At 75.0% G+C, this 20,651-nt stretch carries 21 protein-coding genes and 1 pseudogene; 14 read left to right on the top strand and 8 right to left on the bottom strand.

Features of this window, described 5'->3' with window-relative positions:
* Nucleotides 1–283: 283 nt before the first annotated feature.
* The 4 genes from ACGFQC_RS01470 to ACGFQC_RS01455 all read left to right on the top strand — a co-directional run bounded on the left by ACGFQC_RS01470 (nt 284) and on the right by ACGFQC_RS01455 (nt 3,882).
* On the top strand, nt 284–2,035 hold the full coding sequence (locus tag ACGFQC_RS01470; RefSeq protein ID WP_363088327.1) for a GNAT family N-acetyltransferase: 1,752 nt from the start codon (nt 284–286) through the stop codon (nt 2,033–2,035).
* The gene (locus tag ACGFQC_RS01465; RefSeq protein WP_363088328.1) at nt 2,032–3,132 is read left to right on the top strand and encodes an HAD-IIIC family phosphatase; all 1,101 of its coding nucleotides are present in this window, start codon (nt 2,032–2,034) and stop codon (nt 3,130–3,132) included. Before ACGFQC_RS01470 ends, ACGFQC_RS01465 begins: the two co-directional genes overlap by 4 nt.
* Nucleotides 3,129–3,419 (top strand): phosphopantetheine-binding protein, encoded by a 291-nt coding sequence (locus ACGFQC_RS01460; protein ID WP_363088329.1) that lies wholly within the window; start codon nt 3,129–3,131, stop codon nt 3,417–3,419. The genes ACGFQC_RS01465 and ACGFQC_RS01460 overlap by 4 nt, the downstream gene beginning before the upstream one ends.
* A gap of 136 nt (nt 3,420–3,555) precedes the next feature.
* Complete coding sequence (locus ACGFQC_RS01455) at nt 3,556–3,882, top strand: chaplin (RefSeq protein ID WP_363088330.1); 327 nt, start codon at nt 3,556–3,558, stop codon at nt 3,880–3,882.
* Nucleotides 3,883–4,095: 213 nt separating this feature from the next.
* Here the strand turns inward: ACGFQC_RS01455 and ACGFQC_RS01450 are convergent, their stop codons facing one another.
* From ACGFQC_RS01450 to chpG, 6 genes are all read right to left on the bottom strand, one after another.
* Nucleotides 4,096–4,962: a tyrosinase family protein gene (locus tag ACGFQC_RS01450; RefSeq protein WP_363088331.1), complete on the bottom strand. Its 867-nt coding sequence runs from the start codon at nt 4,960–4,962 to the stop codon at nt 4,096–4,098.
* Nucleotides 4,946–5,410, bottom strand: a complete 465-nt coding sequence (locus ACGFQC_RS01445; RefSeq protein WP_393287487.1) for a tyrosinase family oxidase copper chaperone — start codon at nt 5,408–5,410, stop codon at nt 4,946–4,948. The genes ACGFQC_RS01450 and ACGFQC_RS01445 overlap by 17 nt, the downstream gene beginning before the upstream one ends.
* 156 nt (nt 5,411–5,566) lie before the next feature.
* Complete coding sequence (locus tag ACGFQC_RS01440; protein ID WP_363088332.1) at nt 5,567–6,085, bottom strand: hypothetical protein; 519 nt, start codon at nt 6,083–6,085, stop codon at nt 5,567–5,569.
* A 313-nt stretch (nt 6,086–6,398) separates the two neighbouring features.
* Nucleotides 6,399–6,896: a DUF5949 family protein gene (locus ACGFQC_RS01435; RefSeq protein WP_363088333.1), complete on the bottom strand. Its 498-nt coding sequence runs from the start codon at nt 6,894–6,896 to the stop codon at nt 6,399–6,401.
* 176 nt (nt 6,897–7,072) lie between these two features.
* The gene (locus ACGFQC_RS01430; RefSeq protein ID WP_363088334.1) at nt 7,073–7,354 is read right to left on the bottom strand and encodes a hypothetical protein; all 282 of its coding nucleotides are present in this window, start codon (nt 7,352–7,354) and stop codon (nt 7,073–7,075) included.
* 395 nt (nt 7,355–7,749) lie between these two features.
* Complete coding sequence (chpG, locus tag ACGFQC_RS01425; protein WP_363088335.1) at nt 7,750–7,989, bottom strand: chaplin ChpG; 240 nt, start codon at nt 7,987–7,989, stop codon at nt 7,750–7,752.
* 244 nt (nt 7,990–8,233) lie between these two features.
* On the opposite strand from chpG, the gene ACGFQC_RS01420 reads away from it, so the two are divergent.
* The 9 genes from ACGFQC_RS01420 to ACGFQC_RS01380 are packed head-to-tail and all read left to right on the top strand — an operon-like array spanning nt 8,234 to nt 18,163.
* The gene (locus ACGFQC_RS01420) at nt 8,234–8,677 is read left to right on the top strand and encodes a hypothetical protein (protein ID WP_363088336.1); all 444 of its coding nucleotides are present in this window, start codon (nt 8,234–8,236) and stop codon (nt 8,675–8,677) included.
* 49 nt (nt 8,678–8,726) lie between these two features.
* A complete protein-coding gene (locus ACGFQC_RS01415; RefSeq protein ID WP_363088337.1) occupies nt 8,727–9,917 on the top strand; it encodes a glycosyltransferase in 1,191 nt (396 codons plus the stop codon).
* Between the two features lie 23 nt (nt 9,918–9,940).
* Nucleotides 9,941–11,353, top strand: a complete 1,413-nt coding sequence (locus ACGFQC_RS01410; RefSeq protein WP_393287812.1) for an exopolysaccharide biosynthesis polyprenyl glycosylphosphotransferase — start codon at nt 9,941–9,943, stop codon at nt 11,351–11,353.
* 9 nt (nt 11,354–11,362) lie between these two features.
* Nucleotides 11,363–12,733 (top strand): O-antigen ligase family protein, encoded by a 1,371-nt coding sequence (locus tag ACGFQC_RS01405; protein ID WP_363088338.1) that lies wholly within the window; start codon nt 11,363–11,365, stop codon nt 12,731–12,733.
* Entirely contained in the window at nt 12,730–14,478 is a 1,749-nt protein-coding gene (murJ, locus tag ACGFQC_RS01400; protein WP_363088339.1) for a lipid II flippase MurJ, read from the top strand. Before ACGFQC_RS01405 ends, murJ begins: the two co-directional genes overlap by 4 nt.
* Complete coding sequence (locus tag ACGFQC_RS01395) at nt 14,462–15,202, top strand: polysaccharide deacetylase family protein (protein WP_363088340.1); 741 nt, start codon at nt 14,462–14,464, stop codon at nt 15,200–15,202. The genes murJ and ACGFQC_RS01395 overlap by 17 nt, the downstream gene beginning before the upstream one ends.
* Nucleotides 15,199–16,362, top strand: a complete 1,164-nt coding sequence (locus tag ACGFQC_RS01390; RefSeq protein WP_363088341.1) for a glycosyltransferase — start codon at nt 15,199–15,201, stop codon at nt 16,360–16,362. Before ACGFQC_RS01395 ends, ACGFQC_RS01390 begins: the two co-directional genes overlap by 4 nt.
* The gene (locus tag ACGFQC_RS01385; RefSeq protein WP_363088342.1) at nt 16,359–17,015 is read left to right on the top strand and encodes a lipopolysaccharide biosynthesis protein; all 657 of its coding nucleotides are present in this window, start codon (nt 16,359–16,361) and stop codon (nt 17,013–17,015) included. Before ACGFQC_RS01390 ends, ACGFQC_RS01385 begins: the two co-directional genes overlap by 4 nt.
* Complete coding sequence (locus ACGFQC_RS01380; protein WP_363088343.1) at nt 17,012–18,163, top strand: GNAT family N-acetyltransferase; 1,152 nt, start codon at nt 17,012–17,014, stop codon at nt 18,161–18,163. Before ACGFQC_RS01385 ends, ACGFQC_RS01380 begins: the two co-directional genes overlap by 4 nt.
* 40 nt (nt 18,164–18,203) lie before the next feature.
* Here the strand turns inward: ACGFQC_RS01380 and ACGFQC_RS01375 are convergent, their stop codons facing one another.
* Entirely contained in the window at nt 18,204–19,589 is a 1,386-nt protein-coding gene (locus ACGFQC_RS01375; RefSeq protein WP_363088344.1) for a glycosyl hydrolase, read from the bottom strand.
* Nucleotides 19,590–19,749: 160 nt separating this feature from the next.
* Here ACGFQC_RS01375 and ACGFQC_RS01370 point away from each other — a divergent pair.
* Nucleotides 19,750–19,955 (top strand): annotated as a pseudogene (locus tag ACGFQC_RS01370) (ATP-grasp domain-containing protein); the annotation flags it as partial.
* Nucleotides 19,956–20,186: 231 nt separating this feature from the next.
* Here the strand turns inward: ACGFQC_RS01370 and ACGFQC_RS01365 are convergent.
* A partial coding sequence (locus ACGFQC_RS01365; RefSeq protein ID WP_393287481.1) for an LPXTG cell wall anchor domain-containing protein occupies nt 20,187–20,651 on the bottom strand: 465 nt, incomplete at its 5' end.

Raw genomic sequence — 20,651 nt, 5'->3', positions numbered from 1 at the left:
TCCCCCCTCCCCGCCTTCCGAATACCGGCGGAACAATTATCCAGGAACCCGGAAAGGAGATTTCCTGTTTCCCTTTTCCCTTTCCGCATCATCGGCGCGGCAGCCGGGTCCGGTCGACGCCGCGCCAGCCCGTATACTCGACAGTCCTGGATTCCATCAGCCCGCCCGGAGCAGCTTTGTGAAAAACGCGCCTCGACACCGCCGGAGCATCCCCGCCGATCGAGTGCTCACGGAAGTCGCGGACGCCGTCAGGCTTCAGGAGGGCCCGCCCGGAGTGCGCTCCGTGCTGCGAGCCCTGCGCCGCCTGGCACCCGCCTCCACGAAGGACATCAGCCGGGCCACCGGCCTGCCCGTCCCGATCGTCGCCGCGCTGGGGAACGAACTGCGCCGCCGCGATCTGCTCACCAAGGAGCGCCCCTCCCGGCTGACCCCGGCCGGCCTGGACCTGGTGGCCGAGCTGGGCATGGACCTCACGCTCGACGCGACCTGCGGCACCTGCGAGGGCCGCGAGCTGGTGATCCCGTCCGTCCTGGACGAGGCCGTACGACGGCTGCGCGCCCTGATGGAGTCCGGTCCCGCCGCCGACATGGCGATCGACCAGTCCCACTGCACGCCCGAGACCAAGGTGCGCCGCGTCCTCGCACTGCTCGCGGCGGGCGCGCTGCCCGGCGGATCCCTGCTGCTGGTCGGGGACGACGACCTCGTCTCACTGGCGGTCGCCGTCGTCGGGGACGTCCTCGGCGCCCCGATCGTCGAGCGCGTGACCGTCGTCGACATCTCCCCCGAGATCCTCGCCTACGTCCGGAAGGTGTCCGCGGGACTGGGCACCCGTGTCGAGACGGTCGAGCACGACCTGCGCGAGCCGCTCCCCGCCGAGCTGCACGGCGGCTTCGACGTGGCGATGACCGACCCGCCGTACACGCCGGAGGGCGCCCGGCTGTTCCTGTCGCGCGCCGTGGAGGGCCTGCGCCTCGGCCCCGCGCACAGCGTCTTCTTCTCCTTCGGCGGCAAGAGCCCGGACGAGATGCTCGAGGTCCAGCGCGAGATCATGGCGCTCGGCCTGGTCACCAACGGCTACATCCGCAACTTCAACGAGTACGAGGGCAGCGGCATCCTCGGCGGGGTCGGCTTCTTCCAGCACCTGCTGACCACCACCTCGACGGCCTCCCGGCAGGGCGCCTACGAGGGTCCCCTCTACACGGGCGACAAGCGGACCCGGCAGCGCGAGTACGAGTGCGTGGCCTGCGGCACGAAGCTCCGTGTCGGACCCGGTGCCCGCTGGACGTCGGTCGCCGCCCTGCGCGCCGACGGCTGCCCCCGGTGTGGTGAGGGCCCCTTCCGCCCCGGCCGCCTGGTCCCGGCGGACGAACCCGAAACCACGACCCCCACCGCACCACCGGCACCCGCCACCGCACCGATGCAGCCCCCGGCACCGGCACCTGCCCAGGCGCAGACCCCGGCTCAGGCGCAGGCGCCCACCCCCGCTCCCGTGCCCTCCCACCCCCAGCAGCCCGGCTGGCACCGTCCCGACCCCGCGGCCCGCGCCGCCCTCGAACAGCGGGCGCGGCCCTGCCTGACCCGTCAGGCCGACGAGGGCGACCTGCCGGCCATCGGTGAGTTCGAGGCCGAGATCGCCCGCATCTCCTTCGGCGAGGACGCCGTGGACGACCCCGCCCGGCACGCGTCCCGCGTGGGCCGTTCCATGGAGAAGTCCAGGGAGGGCATGATCGTCGCCCACCGGCCGGACGGGGAGGTGGTCGGCTGGTGCTGGGTGAGCATCAACCAGAACCAGATGACCGGCGACCGCTACGCCAACTTCCGGTCCCTCGCGGTCGCGCCCCTGGACAACCGCGCCGACGTGGCCGAACTCCTCCTCACCGAGGGCCTGGAGTTCTGCCTGGCGAACGGCATCACGGAAGTCGTCGGCCGCGTCCACGTCGGCAACGTCCCGATGCGCACCGTCTACCGCAAGTTCGGCTTCGACCCCGCCACCCTGACGATGAAGCTGCGCCTTCCGGAGGAGGACCCCCGATGACCGGTGCGCCGGGGGCGCCCGACCCGACCGGTTACGACCCCGACCGGATCAAGTGCGTCGTCTGGGACCTGGACGGCACCCTGTGGGACGAGATCGCGGTGGAGACCCCCACCGACGAACTGCCCGTCCCCCGGGCCGAGATGCTGGCCGCGATCGACGCGCTGGCGGCCCGCGGCGTGCTCAGCAGCCTGGCGAGCCGCAGCGCGCCCGCCGTCCTCGACCGGATGGGCGCCGTGCCGGAACTGAGGGAGCGCTTCCTGGCCCCGCAGGTGTCCTGGCAGGACAAGAGCGAGTCGCTGCGGCGGATCGCGAAGGATCTCGGGATCGCCGTGGAGGCGCTGGTCCTGGTCGACGACTCCCCCTACGAGCGCGCGGAGGTGGAGGCGCTGCTGCCGGGCGTGCGCACCCTCGACCCCGGCGAGGTCCCCGCGCTGCTCGCGGCCTTCGAGGACCGCGACGTCACCCCCGAGTCGCGGGAGCGGGTCCGCCGCTACCGCACCGAGGAGACCCGCCGGGCCGAGGGCGAGCGCTTCCAGGGCACCCGCGAGGAGTTCCTGCGCTGGTGCGACATGCGCCTCACGGTGGGCCCGGCCACCCTGGACGAGGTCCCGCGGGCGCTGGAACTCGCCGCGCGCACCCACCGTCTGAACTCCTCCGGCCTGACCCCCGACCGGTTGCGCGCGCTGGCCGCCACGGACGGGCACGAGCTGTACACCGCCCGCATGTCCGACCGTTTCGGGGCGTACGGCGTCATCGGCGCCGCCCTCGTCGACCGGACCGCCCCCGGCTCCTGGTCGGTGCCGCTGCTGGCGCTCTCCTGCCGGGTCGCCGGCCGGGGTGCCGCCGCGGCGTTCCTGTTCTGGCTGATGGGGCGGGCGCGGGAATCCGGTGCCGGGGAGTTCCGGGTGACACTGCGGCCGACGGACGCCAACCTGGAGATGCGGATCCTGCTCCGCCAGGCGGGTCTGCGCCGTACCGAGGACGACGACGACCGCGACGCCGGGGCGGTGCTGGCCCGTTCCCTGGACGGCGGCGGCGAGCTGCCGAAACCCCCCGCCTGGCTGCATGTCTCCCCCCGAAAGGACGCCGACGCGTGACGGACGCCCACACCTCCTCCACGGACCCCGCGGCGGTGGAGCGGGAACTCCGCTCGATGATCGCGGAGGCCGCCCGCCTGGACGCCGCCCTGGTCGCCGGGCTCCCCGCCGACACCGACCTGTTCGGCCCGGAGATCGGCCTGACCTCGCTGGCCGGGGTGGCGCTGCTGGGCGCGGTCGACGCCCGGTTCGGCGTCGACGTCGCCGCGCTGGACCTCAGCCTGGACAGCCTCCAGTCCATCGCCACCCTGACCGACTTCGTGACCGCGCACCGGGGCGCCGGCTGAGGCGCGCGCTCCCGCGCGTGTGCGACAAGGGTGATCCGGCGGGTGCCGCCGTGACCTGCCCGGGAAGCCGGCGTTGAACGGGGAGTGCGGCGGCGCGATCTGCTGCCGTGCGAACCGAATCACTAAGGAGAACGTGATGTCTCGCATCGCGAAGGCAGCCGCTGTCGCCGTCGGCGCCGGCGCCATGATGGCCGGCGGAGCCGGCCTGGCCATGGCGGACGCGGGCGCGCAGGGTGCGGCCGTGGGCTCGCCGGGCGTCCTGTCCGGCAACGTCGTCCAGGCACCGATCCACGTGCCGGTCAACCTGTGCGGCAACACCGTCAACGTCATCGGCCTGCTCAACCCGGCCTTCGGCAACACCTGCGCCAACATCAGCGACCACGGCAAGGGTGAGCACAAGGGCGGCGACGACAAGGGCGGCGAGCACCACAGTGGTGGCGACGCAGGTGGCTACGGCGGCTGACGTCGTCCCGCAGCACCTCGCGGGAGAGCCCCGGCACCTCGAGCGCCGGGGCTCTCCCCTTTCTCACGGTTCTCCACGGTTCTCCACGGTTCCCGCGGTTCCCGCGGTTCCTCCATAGCCGTCCCGCGCCGCCCGCTTCCCCGCGCCGCCCGCTTCCGGGCTTTTTGGGCTCCCCGCACCTCCCCCGGCGTCAGCCCCGTCCGCGGGGCGGGCTCAGGCGTACCGGTAGATCCGTCCCGCGTCCTCCAGCTGGTCGGGGGTGACGTCCCACGGGGGCAGCGTCTGGTGCCGGGCGACGACCCGGTCGTGCTGGGCGCTGCCCGGCAGCGGTGGCCGGGCGGGCAGGTAGCGGTGTTCGCGGTGCCGTCGCTGCCAGCGGGTCCACAGCAGGTCGACGAAGGCGTGGTGCAGCCAGAACACCGGGTCGTTGACGGACGCCCCGCCGACCATGGCCCCGCCCACCCACCGGTGCACCCGGTTGTGGTTGAGCCAGGCGGTGCTGCCCCGGCCGGTCCCCCAGCCCTCCAGCTTGTTGCGGAAGCCGCGGGTGACCGTCGAGTCCCAGGGGGAGACGTCGTAGACCGGGTCCTTCAGCGCCCGCTCGACGTCGGCCCTCGTCGGCAGTGCGATGGGGTCGCGGGCCCGGCCGATGTCGCGGGTGAGGAACTCCACGTCGGTGACGTTCTCCCTGATCGTCCAGTTGCCCGTCGCGTAGGCGAACGGCCCCGTCGTCACCTGGCGGTCGGAGCGCCGCCCGTTGCCGCCGAGGAGGTCGGCGGTCCAGGGCACGGAGGTCGCCGTGCGGTCCCGCGTCCAGTCCCAGTACGGCACCGTCACCGAGGGATCGACGCGGCGCAGCGCGTTCTCCAGGTCCAGCAGGAACCGGCGGTGCCAGGGCAGGAAGGACGGCGCCATGTGGGCCGTTCGCAGGCCGCCCTCGCCGTCGGAGACGTAGTGGTCGATGTGCATGCGCACGAACTCGTCGTACTCGCCACGGCGTTTCAGCTTCAGCAGGGCTCTGACGAAGCGTCGGCGCTCGTCGGCGGTGAGCGTGCTGACGTCCCTACGGATGTAGGCCATGGTGTCCCCCCAGGTGTGTGTGACGGCCGGTGGCGGCGGTGGCCCGCAGCATCTGTCCGGGGCCCAGTTCGTCGACGGCGGCGCGGGCCGCGTCCAGCGGACTGGCGTACGAGCGGTAGTGGTCGACCATGCTCAGCCAGGTGCCGTCGGCGCGGCGCATGAGGTGCAGCGGGCGGCCGTCGACGGTGATCTCCCAGCGGCCGGCGCCGGCCGGCGGGACGAGCCGGCCGCGCAGGTGGCGCCCGAGGTAGGTCTCGTCGAAGGCGGCTTCCGCGGACCCGGGGCCGTCCCGACGGCGGGCGGGCCGCGAGGCGGCGACGAGCGGGGTGAGCGCGAGGGCCGCGGCCGCGGCGAACAGTCCGCGCAGCGCGTCCCTGCGTGTCGTGCGTCTCGGCGTCTGTGCCGGGACCGTGGTCATGGCGGCGGTTCCGTCCACGCTGACGACCATGTGTGCTCCTCGTCCGGTTGCGTTGTCCACCAGCGGTAACCGTCCGGCGGCCCGCGGGGTCACCGTGCGGACCGGGAAAGACCACAGGCCCGGACGGCGGGGGCCGGGCCTGTGGTCGGGTCCGGCGCTCAGCGGGGAGCCGGCCGGGCGGGCCGGCTACAGGGCCCGGCCGAGTCCGAGGTCGGCGCCCGGCACCGTCTGCAGGACCGGGGTGAGCACGCCGGCCCGCGGCAGCTGGAGGCCCGGCAGGCCGAACCGGTCGGGGTCGGGGGCGGTGAGCGGGGCGTCCAGGGCCAGGCCGGGGCCCAGGGCGCGCAGGTCGGAGGCGGGGGCGTCGACGCCGACGTGGTGGAACCCGTCGCCGAGGACCTCCGGCAGCGGCGTGCGCGTGTTCAGCCCGGGAAGCCCGGCGGAGACCGGCAGTTGCGGGAGGACCCGCTCCGGGACGAGGCGGCCCTCGACGTACCGCGGGCCTTCGGGGGCGCCCGGCGACGGCAGCGGGACCTCGCCGCCGATCCGGGGCAGTTCCACGTGGAGGGACTTCTCGACGCCGTCCAGCGGGACGGGGACGGGGACGGTGCCGACCGCGGCGGCGGGGGTCGCGGAGACGGCGCCGGCCGTGGCCGCCACACAGGTGAGCACGGCGGCGAGGGTTCCTCGGGTGGTCGACTTCATCTCGGTACGGGCCCTTTCGGAGTTCTGGACGGGGCGGTGGCCTGCGTACCGGGTAACGAGCCGGAAAACGGCACCAGTTCACGAATCACCCGGATGCCGCAGTAGTGCGACCGCGGGACGGCCGGACCGTCCGCCGATCCGGTGGCGGGTCGTGCGGGCTGTTCTCCGGGGCGGGCCGGCGCTGCCGGCGCTCCCACGGGTCCCCGCGACCGTGCGGACCGGCAGCCGTCGTACCGTGCGGGCAGCCGTCGCGGGGGCCGGGCAGCCGTCGTACCGTGCGGACAGCCGTCGCGGGGGCCGGCGGTCCCCGTCGTCAGGCGCGCAGGCTCCGGGCGGGCAGGATGATGTGCGCGGCCGCCTTCAAGGTCTCCTCGTCGCCCGCGAACGCGTTCAGCGCCTCGGGCGCGACCGTCGCACCGGGCACGTCACCGGGCCAGGGGCGGGTGGTGAAGAGGAAGTAGGCGAAGCCGCGCTCGGCCACCGCTTCGAGCCACTCCGGCCGCACCGTGCACTGGGTCTTGAGCCATGGCATGGTCACGACGGCCTGGCCGGCCACGACCAGCATGCTGACGGGCAGGCTCGGCCGCTGGGTGCCGTCGGTGATGTCGCCGACCGGCAGGCCACTGTGGTCCAGCAGCCGCTCGACAGCGGCCGTCGCGCCCTCGGGGCCGCCGGGACCGTTGCCGAGGGAACAGGCGAGGAGGTAGGGCATCGCACGGCCGTCCGCGGCCTCGCCGCTCCACGGCATCATGACGAGGGTCCCGAGGTCGGCGACGGGAAAGGGGCGGATCGCGCCGGAGGTTGAGGTCACCGCGCGACCCTAAGGCCTCCCCGGGGCCTGCCCCGACGGTTGTCACCCGGGCGGAGGACACCGGGCGAGTGCTCCACACGAACGAGGGACGCTGCGGCCGGCCCGTCTCGAACAGCGCGCACGGCCGGTCCCGTTCGTACCGGGACCGGCCGTCGGCAAGGCCTGCGGGCGGTACGTCAGCCTCGCAGGGGCAGGCCGCCGAGGAGCGAGCCGGGGGCGTTGAGCGCGGTGGTCGCGTCCTTGATCGTGCTGAGGGGTGAGTTCTCGTTCTCCGTGTCGAGCGCGTTCGACTGGTGCTTCAGCGGCATCACGTCGACGGGGCCCTTGGTGAGCGTGTTGACGGCGCCGTTGAGGCTGGTGGGGGTGAGGTCGGCGGTGTCGTTCGCGAATGCCGGTGCGGCGGCACCCGCGATCACCAGGGATCCGGCAACGACGGCGGCAGCCTTCAGGGACTTCATCGGGGACCTTTCTTCGGCGCCCCGGCGACTCGGGTCACCAGGGGTGATTCTGACGCCGTGCCTAACGACGTGCGGCGACGGCGGAAACCCCGGAGGCGGAAGAATTCCGCACCCCGGCGCGGGCCCGCCCGAGCGCCGGGGTGCGGAAAAGGAGGAGGGGTCGTCAGGCGGCGGGCACCGATGCCTCCGGGGTGGGCGGCGACACCGGTGCCGGCGGCGCGGACGGCGTGACCGGCAGGGCCGGGAGCGTCACGGCCGTGCCGGCGGCCGGGGCGCGGGGGCGGCGAGACCGAGGACGAGGCTCGCCCACGTGGCCGGACAACGCGAACGGCCGCCCTTCCGGGGAAGGGCAGCCGTGTGACGTCGTACACGTCGTGACCTCGGTCGAGGTGACGTCAGTCGTTGACGCAGGTGTTGCCGAACGCCGGGTTCAGCAGGCCGATCACGTTGACGGTGTTGCCGCAGACGTTGACCGGGATGTGGACGGGCAGCTGGACGACGTTGCCCGACAGCACGCCCGGGGAGTGCGCGGCGACCGCTTCGGCGCCACTGTCGGCGGCGGCGATGCCGGAGGCGCCGGCGACGGCCGCGGCGGCAACGGAGGTCAGGACCAGGCCCTTCGCGATACGCGACATGGAGAGGTGCTCCTTGGGGTTTTGACACATACACCCGGGCGGGGATGCCCGGCGGTGTGTCAACGCGTGACACTGCCCGGGGTTTTGCCTCCGAACGGGTGAAGTGGCCCCGCGCCGGTCTTCACGCCCCAGACACAGGTGACCGACTTTTCCTGATTCATCACGTTCCTGACTAGAGTGGCGGTTCGCCCCCGCACGCCTGTCGCCAACCACATCGCACCTTTTCTGAAAGGGCACGCCGGTCATGCGCCATTTCCCGGGTTCGCTGCCGCGCCGCGCGACGGTGGGAGTCGTCGCCCTCGCCTCCCGCCGGGCCCCGGACGGCGCCCCGGCCGCTCCCGCACAGGCCGTCCCGGAGACCGGGTGTCTCGTGGTCGTCCACGACGGGGACTGCGGCCGTTCGGGTGATTCGCTCATGCTCTCGACCGGCGCGCGGGGCGCCTCGGCACCGTCGGGCCCGGTCGACCCATCTGACGATCTGCCGAACTCCGCGATCAGCGGGCCGGGGGCGGCTCCGGCGGCGCGTGTCCCGGCGTACGCCCGCACTCCCGGTCAGGACTCCGATGTGTTCGATCTGCGAGCGGGTTTGCGGCGCGGCGGTGACCAGCCGGCCTTCCGGCTCGTTCCCCAGCGGGGCGCGGCGTGGGCCGGCGGGCTCTTCGTCGCCGTCGGCACACGGAAGCAGTAGGCGCGTTCCCGCCCGTCCCGAGCGCCACCGTGAGCGAGGAAACCGCGCGATGCACCAGCCAGAACCCGACGTCGGACCGCGGGTCCTGCACCTCACCCAACCTGTGGACGGCGGGGTCGCCCGCGTCGTGACGGACCTGGCGCGCGCCCAGCTCGCCGCCGGACTGCGCGTCGCCGTCGCCTGCCCCGCCGGCGCCCTCGCCGAGGACCTGCGGTCCCTGGGCGCGGACGTGCGGGGGTGGGAGGCGTCGCGGGCACCGGGGCCCTCGCTGCCCGGCGAGGTGCGGCGGCTCGCACGGGTGCTCGACGCGGTGCGGCCCGACCTGGTGCACGCGCACAGCGCCAAGGCCGGGCTCGCCGGGCGGCTCGCCGTACGGGGGCGGCTCCCGACCGTGTTCCAGCCGCACGCCTGGTCGTTCGAGGCGGTCGGCGGGACCACCGCCGCGCTGGCCCTCGGGTGGGAGCGGTTCGGGGCGCGCTGGACCGACCGGCTGGTGTGCGTGAGCGAGGCGGAGCGGGCGACCGGGGTGCGGGCCGGCATCGCCGGGCGGTGGGTGGTCGTCCCCAACGGCATCGATCCCCGGCGCTTCCACCCGGCCCCCGTCGGCGCCGTGCGCGCCGCGCTCCTGCCGGACACCGACCCGGCCGCCCCGCTCGTGGTGTGCGTGGGGCGGCTGTGCCGGCAGAAGGGGCAGGACGTGCTGCTGGACGCGTGGGACGCCGTCGCGGCCGGGGTGCCGGGGGCCCGGCTCGCCCTGGTCGGCGACGGTCCGGACCACGACGCGCTGCGCTCCCGCGCCCCGGGGTCGGTGCTGTTCGCGGGGTCCGTCCCCGATGCGGTCCCCTGGTACCAGGCCGCCGACCTGGTGGTGCTGCCCTCGCGCTGGGAGGGCATGGCGCTGGCCCCGCTGGAGGCGCTGGCGTGCGGGCGGCCGGTGGTGGTGACCGATGTGGACGGTGCCCGCGAGAGCCTGCCGGCCGCGCTCACGCCTCGCTGCCTGGTCGCCCCGCAGGACGCCGCCGCGCTGGCCCGGGCGGTCACCGGTCTGCTGCTCGACCCGCTGCTGCGGGAGTCCCTCGGCCGTCAGGGGCGCCGTTACGTCCTGTCCACGCACGACGTGCGGCGCACGGCCGAGCAGGTCGCGGACGTGTACCGCGACCTGCTCGGCCGGCAGCCGTCCGCCGCCGGTCACCCGGCGCGGGTCGTGCCCACCGAGTGCAGGGAGTCCATCCACTCGTGACTGCGGAAAGCACCGTCCCCCCGCTGGCTGCGGAAAGCACCGTCCCCCCGCCCGGGTTCGCCCACGTCTCGGTCATGCCGCGGCGCGAGAGCGCGGCGGGATTCCGGTTCCCGGCCGGGCGGCCCGCCGCCCGGCCGCTCTCGCCACTGCCCCTGTTGCTCGCCGACGGTCTCGCCGCGCTGGCGGGCGCCCTGGCCCTGACCGGGGCGCAACGCCGTCCGCTGCTCGTCGCCGCGCTGGTGGCGGCCACGGTGCTGCTGCGCCCCCACCGCTCACGGCCGGTGGCCGGGATCCTGGACGAACTGCCCGCCGTGTGCGGGCGGATCGCGGTGGCCTGGCTCACGCTGGGGGCGCTCGTGGCGGCGTACGCTCCGGCGCACGCGCTGTCCGCGCGAACGCTGGCACTCGGGTTCGCCGCGCAGGCCCTGGCCGGCTGCACCGGTCGGGCCGTCGTCCATCTGCGCCGCCGCCGGGCGCTGCTGCGCCGCCCGCGCGCCGCCCTGGTCGTCGGTCCGGTGGCCACCGCGCAGCGGGTGGCCACCGCCGTGCTGCGCCACCCCCGCTACGGGGTACGGCCGGTCGGCATCGTCGCCGAACACCCCGGCCGTCCCGACGGGACCGACGGGCTGCCCGTGCTGACCACCGGTCAGGAGGTGCAGCGGGCTCTCATCCAGAACGGCGTCCGCGAGGTGCTGTGCGTCCACCCCTCGGCGCGCACCGCGCAGGGTCCCCTGCTGCGGGCGCTCGCCGAGTCGGGCTGCACCGTGTGGGAGGTCGACGCCGACACCCCGTCGTACGCGACCCGCGAACAGCTCGCCGGGTTCCCCTGCCGACGGCTGGACATGGGCAGCGGGCGCGGCGGCGGTCTCGGCAAGCGGCTGCTGGACATCGCGGTGTCGGGGACGCTGCTGCTGCTGGTCGGCCCGCTGCTGCTGGTGTTCGCGACGGTGCTGCGGCTGACCGGCGGGCCGGGCGTGGTGTTCCGGCAGGAGCGCATCGGCCGGGACGGCCGCCCGTTCACCCTGCTGAAGTTCCGCACCCACCGCCCGGTGGACGAGCACGAGTCGGCGACCAGGTGGAGCGTGGCGGGAGAGGTGCGGATGAGCCCGTTCTGCCGCTTCCTGCGCGAGACCTCGCTGGACGAACTGCTCCAGCTGTGGAACGTGCTGCGGGGCGACATGAGCCTGGTCGGTCCGCGCCCCGAACGCCCTTACTTCGTAGCCCAGTTCAGCCAGACCTACCCCGGTTACGCGGCCCGGCACCGGATGCGGACCGGCATCACCGGCCTCGCCCAGATCCACGGGCTGCGCGGTGACACCTCCATCGAGGACCGGGCCCGGTTCGACAACGCCTACATCGACAACTGGTCGCTGTGGCAGGACGTCTGCATCCTGCTGCGCACCGCGGCCGCCCTCGTGCGACCGACCGGGAGCTGAAACCGTCCGATGACCCTCGCCCCGCCCCCGCCCCGTGCCCGGACGCTGTCGCCGGTGCTGCCCGTCGTCGCCGTGGTGGCCCTGCTCGCGCTGCCGGTCTCCCCCGGTGGCGAGGGCGGCGCGGGACCGGCCGACGCGTGCTCCGCGCTCGTCGTGCTGTTCTGCGCGGTCCGGCTGCTGCGGCAGCGGCGGCGCCCGCTGTCCCGTACCGCGGCCGTGGTGCTGGGGCTGCCGGTGGCCGGGCTCGCGCTCGCCGCGATGGGGGCGTCCTCGCCGGGCGCGGGGATCGGGGGCCTCGGCCGCTATCTCCAGGTGTTCGTCCTGGTCCCGGCGGCGGTACTGCTGCTGATCCGCGACCGGTCCGACTTCCGGCTGCTGGCCTGGTCGTTCGTGGCTCTCGCGGGCTGGCAGGGCGCGGTCGGCGTGCACCAGTACGTCACCGGGACGGGGGCCTCCTACCAGGGCGAGGAGATCCGGGCGGTCGGCACCTTCGGGGCGCAGGACGTGATGGGCATGGCGACGGTCGTGTCCTTCGGGCTGGTCTGCGCGGTCGGCCTGGCCCTGGGCCGGTCCCCGGCGCGGCAGCGGGCGGTCGCCACCGCCTGCGCCCTCGGACTGCTGCTGCCGCTCGCGCTGTCCTTCAGCCGGGGTGCGTGGATCGCGACGGCGGTGACCTGCTCGGCGCAGCTGGTGCTGGCCGGGCCGCGGCGGGCGCTGAAGGCCGGCGCGGTGGCGGTGGCGGCGGGCGTGGTCCTGGTCGGCGGCCTCGGCGTCGGTACGGCGATGCTCCAGGAGCGCATCGGCAGCATCACGCAGGTCGCGGACGCCCCCGACCAGTCGGTCACCGACCGGTACACGATGTGGGCGGCGGCCGCCGGCATGTGGCGCGAACAACCCCTGACCGGAGTCGGGTTGAAGGGTTTCCCCGAGCACCGGGACGCGCACGCCTCGCTGGCGCTGTCCGCCGGCAGCGACACCGAGGGCGCCGGCGCCGCCTTCCGCAAGCAGCCGCTGCTGTCCCCGCACAACATGTACCTGCTGGTCCTGGGCGAGCAGGGCCTGATCGGGCTGCTCGCCCTGGCGGGCAGCTGGCTGGCCCTGCTGGTGTGCGCGCTGCGGAGGCTGGTCCGCACCCGTCGCGCGGGCGGCCTCGACTGCGCCCTCGTCGCCTGCGGCCTGCTCGTCTGGCAGCTCACCGACTTCCTGTACGCCGACATCGGCGGGCCCTCGACGGTGCTGACGGCGGTGGTGCTGGGGCTCGCGGCCTGGTGGGCGCTGGCCGGGGACGAGCAGGCCCGCGGGGCCGAAGGGCGGGCCGGGCGCGAGGGGCGCGCGGAAGCGCTCGGGAGCGGTGGGCGCGAGGAGGCGCTCGGGCGATGACGGTGACGCCTTCCCGGTCCCCGCGGGCGGACGGCGAAGCGGCCGACGGCACGGCCGTACCGCCGGCCCGGCCCGCCGCGCGGCCCGGGGAGACGGCCGGAAAGCCGCCCCTGGAGTCGCGGGAACCGCGGGAATCACGGGCGTCCGGTGGGTTCCTGGCCCGTGCCGCCCTGGTCACCGCCGTCCTGTCGGTGGCCGGGTCGCTGCTCGGGCTGGTCCGCGACCAGGCGCTGGCCCGGCTGTTCGGGGCGGGCCGGGACACCGACGCCTTCCTCGTCGCGTGGACGGTGCCGGAGTTCGCGGCCACGCTGCTCATCGAGGACGGGCTGGCGTTCGCGCTGATCCCGGCGTTCAGCCTGGCCCTGGCCCGGCGGGCCCAGGGGGTCGGCGGCGACCCGGTGCGCGCCCTGGTCGCCGGGACGCTCCCGCGGCTGTCGCTGGCGTTCGTGGCGGTCGGCGTCCTCGTGGCGGCGCTCGCCCCGCAGTTGGTCGGCGTCCTCGCGCCCGGCCTGCCCGACCCCGGGCTCGCCGTCGACTGCACCCGGCTCACCGCGACCTGCGTGGTGAGCTTCGGGCTCGCCGGGTACTGCAGCGCGGCCCTGCGCGCGCACCGGCGGTTCGTGGCACCGGCCGCGATCTACGTGGCGTACAACACCGGGATCGTCACGGGGATGTTCGTGCTCGGCGGACACTGGGGAGTGCGGTCGGCGGCGGTCGGGGTCGCGGTCGGCGGCTTTCTGATGGTGGCCGTGCAACTTCCCTCGCTGTGGCAGCAGTTGCGCAGACACGGGGCACGGCCGGTGGGCGACGCCGTCGAGGAGCCGCAGCCGCTGGGCGGGGCCGTGGTGGCGACCGTGCTGCTGTTCGCGCTGTGCCGGCAGTCGCAGGTCCTGGTCGAGCGGTTCCTCGCCTCGCAGCTGCCGTCGGGGGCGATCTCGCACCTGAACTACGCCCAGAAGGTCGCGCAGATGCCGATGATCCTGTCGGTGATGGTGTGCACGGTCACCTTCCCGGTGGTCGCGCGGGCGCTGGCCGAGGGCGACACCGAGCGGGCCCGCCACCGGGTGCAGCAGGACCTGGCGCTGGCCGCGTGCGTGGTGCTGCTCGGCGCGGCGGCGGTCGTCGCCTGCGCGCCGCAGATGATCGAACTGTTCTTCCAGCGGGGCGCGTTCACCGCGGGGGACACGGCGGTGACGGCGGGCGTGATGCGGGTGTACGCGCTCGGGCTGCTCGGGCAGACGCTGGTCGGGGTGCTGGCCCGCTCCTACTTCTCGACGGGCCGCGCCTCCTGGTACCCGGTCGGCGCGATGGCCGTCGGGATCCTCACGACCTCCGGGCTGGGCGCGCTGTGCGTGGCGCCCTGGGGGGTGTACGGGATCGCCGCCGCCAACGCGGCCGGCATCACCGTCACCGCCCTGGTGCTGCTGGCCGGCACCGCGGGCGGACCGGCCGGCTCACGCCCGCGGCGGGGCGCGCACCGCCTGCCGCGCAGCGTCCCGCTCCATGTCCCGAGCGTCGTGCACGAGTTGAGCCGGCCGGTACTGGCCGCGCTGGTCGCGGCCCCCGCCGGGGCCTTCACCGGGGGCCGCTTCGGCGACCCCGCGGCGGGGCTGGCCGCCGGGTCGCTCACCGTGACCGCCGTCTTCTTCCTGCTGGGCCGGGCGCTGGGCGCCCGGGGCATCGCCTCCGCACTCCGATCCGTTCGTTCCGCGACCCGAAGGCTCCCGCATGTCCGTTCCCGTTGACACCGCAACCGGCCCCGCCCCCTGGGTGGCGATGTACCACTCCGTGGGCGACTGCTCCGACGACCCGTACCGCATCGTGGTCACGCCCGAGCGGCTGGACCGGCAACTGACCCTGCTGGCGCGGTGGGGCCTGCGAGGCGTCTCGCTGGCCGAGCTGCTCGCCGCCCGCGCGCGGGGCGAGGGCCGCGGCCTGGCCGGCCTGACCTTCGACGACGGCTACGCCGACTTCCTCACCGGCGCCCTGCCCGTGCTGCGCCGGCACGGCTGCACCGCGACCCTCTTCGTGCTGCCCGACCGGCTCGGCGGCGACAACGCCTGGGACCCGCTCGGCCCGCGCAGACCGCTGCTGACCGCCGACGGCATCCGCGAGGCCGCCGCCGAGGGCGTCGAGATCGGCTCGCACGGCCTGACCCACGTCGACCTCACCCGGGCGGACGGCCTCACCCTGGAGGCCGAGACCGCCGGCAGCCGCGCCGCGCTCGCCGAGCTGCTCGGCACCGACGTCGCGGGTTTCTGCTACCCGTACGGGACGGTCGACCGGCGCGCCGTGGACGCCGTACGGGACGCCGGGTACGCGTACGCCTGCGCGATCGACCCAGGCCCGCTGACCGGCCCGCACGCCCTGCCGCGCGTCCACGTCGGGCAGAACGACACCGCCGCCCGGCTGTTCCTCAAGCACCGGCTGCACCGGCTGCGCCGCCGTCCCGTGGCAGGCCTGCGATGAGGGCGCTGCACGTCATCACGGGGCTCGGGGTCGGCGGCGCCGAGCAGCAACTGCGGCTGCTGCTGCGCCACCTGCCCGTCGACTGCGACGTCGTGACGCTGACCGACCCGGGTCCGGTGGCCGACGGGCTGACCGCGGACGGGGTGCGCGTCGTCCACCTCGGCATGGCCGGCAACCGCGACCTGGCCGCCCTGCCCCGCCTGGTCCGGATCGTCCGCTCCGGCCGCTACGACCTCGTCCACACCCACCTCTACCGCGCCTGCCTCTACGGCCGCCTCGCCGCCCGGCTCGCCGGGGTGCGCGCCGTCGTCGCCACCGAACACTCCCTGGGCGACTCCCAGATGGAGGGCCGCCCGCTCACCCCGGGCGTCCGCGCCCTGTACCTGGCCGGGGAGCGGCTGGGCCGCACCACGGTCGCCGTCTCCCCCACGGTCGCCGAACGCCTGCGGCGCTGGGGTGTCCCGGCCGACCGGATCGAGGTCGTCCCCAACGGCATCGATCTGGCCCGGTTCCGCTTCGACCCGGTCCGGCGCCACCGCACCCGCCGCCGTCTGGGCCTGCCCGACCACGCCCGGGTCGTCGGCGGTATCGGGCGCCTGCACCCGGGCAAACGCTTCGACGTCCTGGTCACCGCCCTCGCCGCGCTCCCGGCCGACCACTACCTGCTGCTGGTCGGCGGCGGCCCCGAGGAGAGCGCGCTGCGCCGCACCGCGCACGAGGCCGGCGTCGCCGACCGGGTCCTGTTCACCGGCGAACGGCCCTGCGTCCCGGACGGCAGCCCCGGCCCCGACCTGCCTTCCCTCGTCTGCGCGATGGACGTGCTCGCCTCCCCCTCGCCGGAGGAGGCGTTCGGCCTGGCCGCCGTCGAGGCCCTCGCCTCGGGACTGCCGGTGCTGTACGCGTCCTGCCCGGCGATCGAGGACCTCCCCGCGCACACCGCGCCCACCGCCCGGCGCGTCGCCGGCGGCCCCGGGGCCTTCGTGCGGGCACTCGCCGAGACCCGCGCCGCCGGCCCGCGCACCACGCCCGAGGCCGCCCGCCACTACGACATCACCCGCAGCGCCGCCCGGCTCATGGACGTGTACGCGGCCACGGTGGCCCGCCGGCCCCTGCCCTCCCCCTCGTCCGCCCCGTCACCTCAGGGAGTGCCTTCCTCATGACCGACAACCCCACCCGCCCGCACCGCCGAGCCGGCGCCCTGGGCCGCGCCAGGAGGCTCCCGCCGTGGTCCCTGCTCGCCGTCGGCGCCCTCGCCGGCGGCCTCCTCGGCGGTGCCTACGGCGCCCTGAAGCCGCCCGTGTACAGCGCCACGGCGTACGTCGTCGCCGTCCCCACCGAGAAGTCCGACCCGGCGTCCGCGCTCGGCTTCGCGCAGGCCTACGGCCGGGTCGCCACCCAGCTCGCGGTGCTCGGGGACGCACAGGTGTGGGCGGGCGTACCGGTGCGGACGCTCCAGGGCGCGGTGCGCACGGCGACCTCGCCCGACGCGCCGATGGTGTCGATCACCGCGACCTCCTCGCGCGCCGGCCTGGCCGCCGACATGGCCAACGCGGTGTCGCGCGCGCTGACCCGGCACGCCGCCGGGGCGAAGGCCACCACCAACGTCGAACTCGAGCCCTTCGCCCGCGCGGTGAAGCCCACCGAACCGTCCTCGGCGTCCCCCGCGCTGACCGGGCTGGTCGGCGCGAGCGCGGGCGGCCTGCTGGGCGGTCTGTTCCTGCTGGTGCGGCCGAGGGGGAGCAGGCCGGAGCCGGGCAGACCGGCCACCGTGCCGAGCCCGGCACTCGCCGCCGACGCCCACGGAACGCCGTGAAGCCGGCACACCTCACCGAAGTCGTCACCGACGAGCGGGACTTCGCCGCCCTGGCACCCGCCTGGGCGCGCCTGTACCGGCGGTGCGCGACGGCCACCCCGTTCCAGAGCCACCCGTGGCTGCACTCGTGGTGGCTGTCCTACGGCGGGCGCGGCCGGCTGCGGCTGCTGGTGGTGCGCTCCGGCGACGACCTCCTCGCCGTCGCCCCGCTGATGGCCGTACGCCGCCCGCTGCCCGCCCTGGTGCCGCTCGGCGGGGCGATCTCCGACTACGGGGACGTCCTGGTCGACGACGAGCGGGGCGAGACGGCCGTCGCCGCGCTCACCGAGGCGCTCGCCGCGGCCGCCCGCACCGCGCTGATCGACTTCCGCGAGGTCCGGCCGGGCGGCGCGGTCGAGCGGGTCTACGAGCGCTGGAGCGGGCCGCGGCGCCGGGTGAGCGACTCGGTGTGCCTGGAGCTGCCCGCCGTGCCGATGGACGAGCTGGTGGCGCGGCTGCCGTCGGCGAAGGCGCAGCGGGTGCGCGCCAAGCTGCGCCGGCTGACCGCGCTCGGTGTGCGGCGCGAGGTGGTCCGCCCGGACGGGGTGGACTCGGCGCTGCGGCGGCTGCTGGAGCTGCACCGGCTGCAGTGGCAGGGCCGCAAGGTGACCGACGAGCACCTGCGCGACCGGTTCTGCGAGCACCTGGTGCGCTCGGTGGGCCCGATGGTGCGCTCCGGGGACGCGGTGGTCACCGAGTTCCGCCTCGACGACGACGTGGTGGCCGTCGACCTCACCCTGCTCTCGCGCCGCCTGGCCGGCGGCTACCTCTACGGCGCCCACCCGCGGCTGCGCGAACACAAGGCGGACGTGGCGGTGATGCTGCTCGACGCCTGCGCGGAGCACACCCGGCACGAGACGCGCGGCACCCTGAGCCTGCTGCGCGGCAACGAGCCGTACAAGCACCACTGGCGGCCGGAACCGGTCGTCAACCAGCGGCTGCTGCTTGCCCGCCGGCGCACCGCCCCGCTGCTGTCGGCGGCGGTGTGGAACGTGGCCGCGCGACGGCGGGGCAAGGAGCTGGTGCGCCGCTGGGAGGAACGGCGGGAACATCCGGACCGGGGCGACGAGCGGGGCCGGCGGGAACGTGCCGGTGGCGGCAGGTCCTGACGTGGGCCTGCCGCCGGCGGGGGCGCTCCGCGGGGACGACTCAGGAGCCGCGCAGCCACCGGTTCAGGCGCACGCACGGCTTGCCGCCCATCCAGTACTCGGCCCAGTCGCCGAGGTCCAGCGGCGAGCAGTCCACCATGGGCTGCGGGGCCGGCCCGGTCGTGGGCGCGGTCGAGGGCGCGGTCGAGGGCCCGGAAGTCGCCGGTGCGGCCGGGACCGTGGCCGTCGGCCCGGCCGCCGGTCCGCCGGTGCGGCCGGAGAGGACCGCGCGGTAGACCGCCGAGGCCTCGGGGTTCTCCGAGCACTGCCACACACCGTGCGGGCAGTAGTCGGTGACCGTGTGGTACAGCGGTTCGTGCTCGTCCATCCAGGCGAGCATGCGCCGCATGTACTCGGCGTTGTCACCGTTGCGGAAAAGACCCCATTCCGGATAGGAGACGGGCTTGCCGTGGCTTCTGGCGAAGTCCACGTGTGCCTGGAGTCCGTAGGGCTCGGTCACCTGTTCGTCGAAGGAGAGCCCGCTCGGTTGGTCGTAGGAGTCCATTCCGATGATGTCGACGGTGTCGTCCCCCGGATAGCACTCGGTCCAGGGCACGGCGTCCCGGCCACGGCTCGGCGCGAAGTCGAACCTGAACCTCTGGCCCGGCACGGCCCGCATGGTGGTGACGATCCGCTTCCAGTACGTCTTCCAGGCCTGCGGGTCCGGCCCGCAGCGGTGGGTGTAGGTGATGCCGTTCATCTCCCAGCCGAGCACGATCACCGTGTCCGGCGCGTCGGCCTCCACCAGCCGCTCGGCCAGAGCGCGGAAGTGGTGGTCGAACCGGCCCGCCGCGCCCTGCCGCAGCAGCTGTCGCACCTCGGCGTCGGGTACGCCCTCCTCGTTGCGCTCCAGCATGGGGACGTTGAGGACGAGCATCCGGTCGTCCTTCTCGGCCCGCCAGTGGGTCCACACGTCGAGGAAGCCGGGGCGGCCCTCGATGTTGCTCCACCGGTCGCCCGGCAGGTAGGTGTGGCCGACGCGCAGTTCGGTGCCGCCCAGCCAGCCGCTGAGCTGGGCCATCCGGGCCACGCCCAGCGGACCGTAGTCGAGGTAGGCGCCGAAGGCGGGGCCGGACCTCGCGGTCGGCGCCGGCGCCGGGGTACCGGTCGCGGTCGGAGACGGGGTCGGAGCCGAAGTCGCCGTCACGCCCGGGCTCGCCGTCGGTGCCGGGGTGCTCGCGGGGGTCATGGCCGGTGCCGGTCCCGCAGGGGCCTCCGGTCCGGCGGTGACGGGGACGCTCGGCGTGGGAGCGGGAGGACCGGCGACCCGCGCCACCCCCACGTCCGCGGCGAATCCGGGACCGGACGCCAGCGCCGCCGACACCGCGACCGCCACCGCGACGACGGCCAACCGCCGGGACCGGGCGCGTCGCTGCTGTGGGGCCATGCCTGCTCCTTGTCTCCGCTCTCGTGCTGTCACCGATGCGCACGCGCATTGCTGACACTGAGTCATATGAAAGTCACAGGAAAAGGAATCACGCCACCGCCGTTACGGCTTTCGAGTGTCCCGACGGCCCGCACCGGTGAAGCAACCGAAGGAAGGAGACGTGTCGCAGCTCGACACCCGCGCCCCGCCGCACTCCTGCGCATCGACCGAAATCCCTTTCATCACGGAACCCTGGGTGCCGTGCGCTCGCTCGGCAGAGCCGGGATCGACGTCCATCCGGTCGCCGAGGTGACCGAAAGTCCCGTCCGCAGATCCCGGTTCGTCGGTCGGCTGCGTCCCCCGCCACCGCCCGGCGCCGCCCCCGCCGTTCCCACCATCCCCGACCGGCCTCCCCGAGGTACCGCACACACCGCACGCGTCGGCCGGAACGACCGACGACGGAAGAGTGAGCAGCCGCTGATGTACGACCGCTGGTGGTGCGGCCGACCCGTACGGCCTGTCGGTCGTGTCCCGTGCCGTGGCCGCCGGGCTCGGCCTGCGGGTCCGAGGACCGGCACGAGCGCCGGGCGCGTGCGAGGCGTCCGGCGCTCGGCGGCGTCAGCGACGGGAGGCGGCGCGACCTCGTCGGTACAGCAGGGCGCCCGCGGTGATCAGCACGGCGCTGGCCCCCGAGGCGGCGAGCAGAGCCCCACTACCGGTCTGCGGCAGCTCCGGCCGGTTCCCGCCGGGCGGCGGGGGCGGGTGCTCACCGTGATGCGGAGGCGGGGTGGAGTGACCAACGGGCGGGGACGGGGTGTGATGTCCCGGAGGCGGGGACGTGTGCCCGCCGGGAGGCGGGGTCGTCTCGCCGCCGCACGTGTCGCCGTAGCCCCCGCAGTCCTCCTCGGGGCCGTCACCGTAGCCGGGCTCCTCATTGCCGGGCTGGGAGTCACCGTAGCCGGGCTCCTCCTCACCGGGCTGGGAATCACCGTAGCCCGGCTCCTCCTCACCGGACTCAGAACCGCCATACCCCCGCTCCCCGTCACCGGACGACGATGTCTCGTGGGAGCGGTCCTTCTCCGT

It is taken from the genome of Streptomyces sp. NPDC048734 (assembly GCF_043198675.1).
Taxonomy (GTDB): domain Bacteria; phylum Actinomycetota; class Actinomycetes; order Streptomycetales; family Streptomycetaceae; genus Streptomyces.
This window is presented reverse-complemented; position numbering and strand designations above follow the sequence as displayed.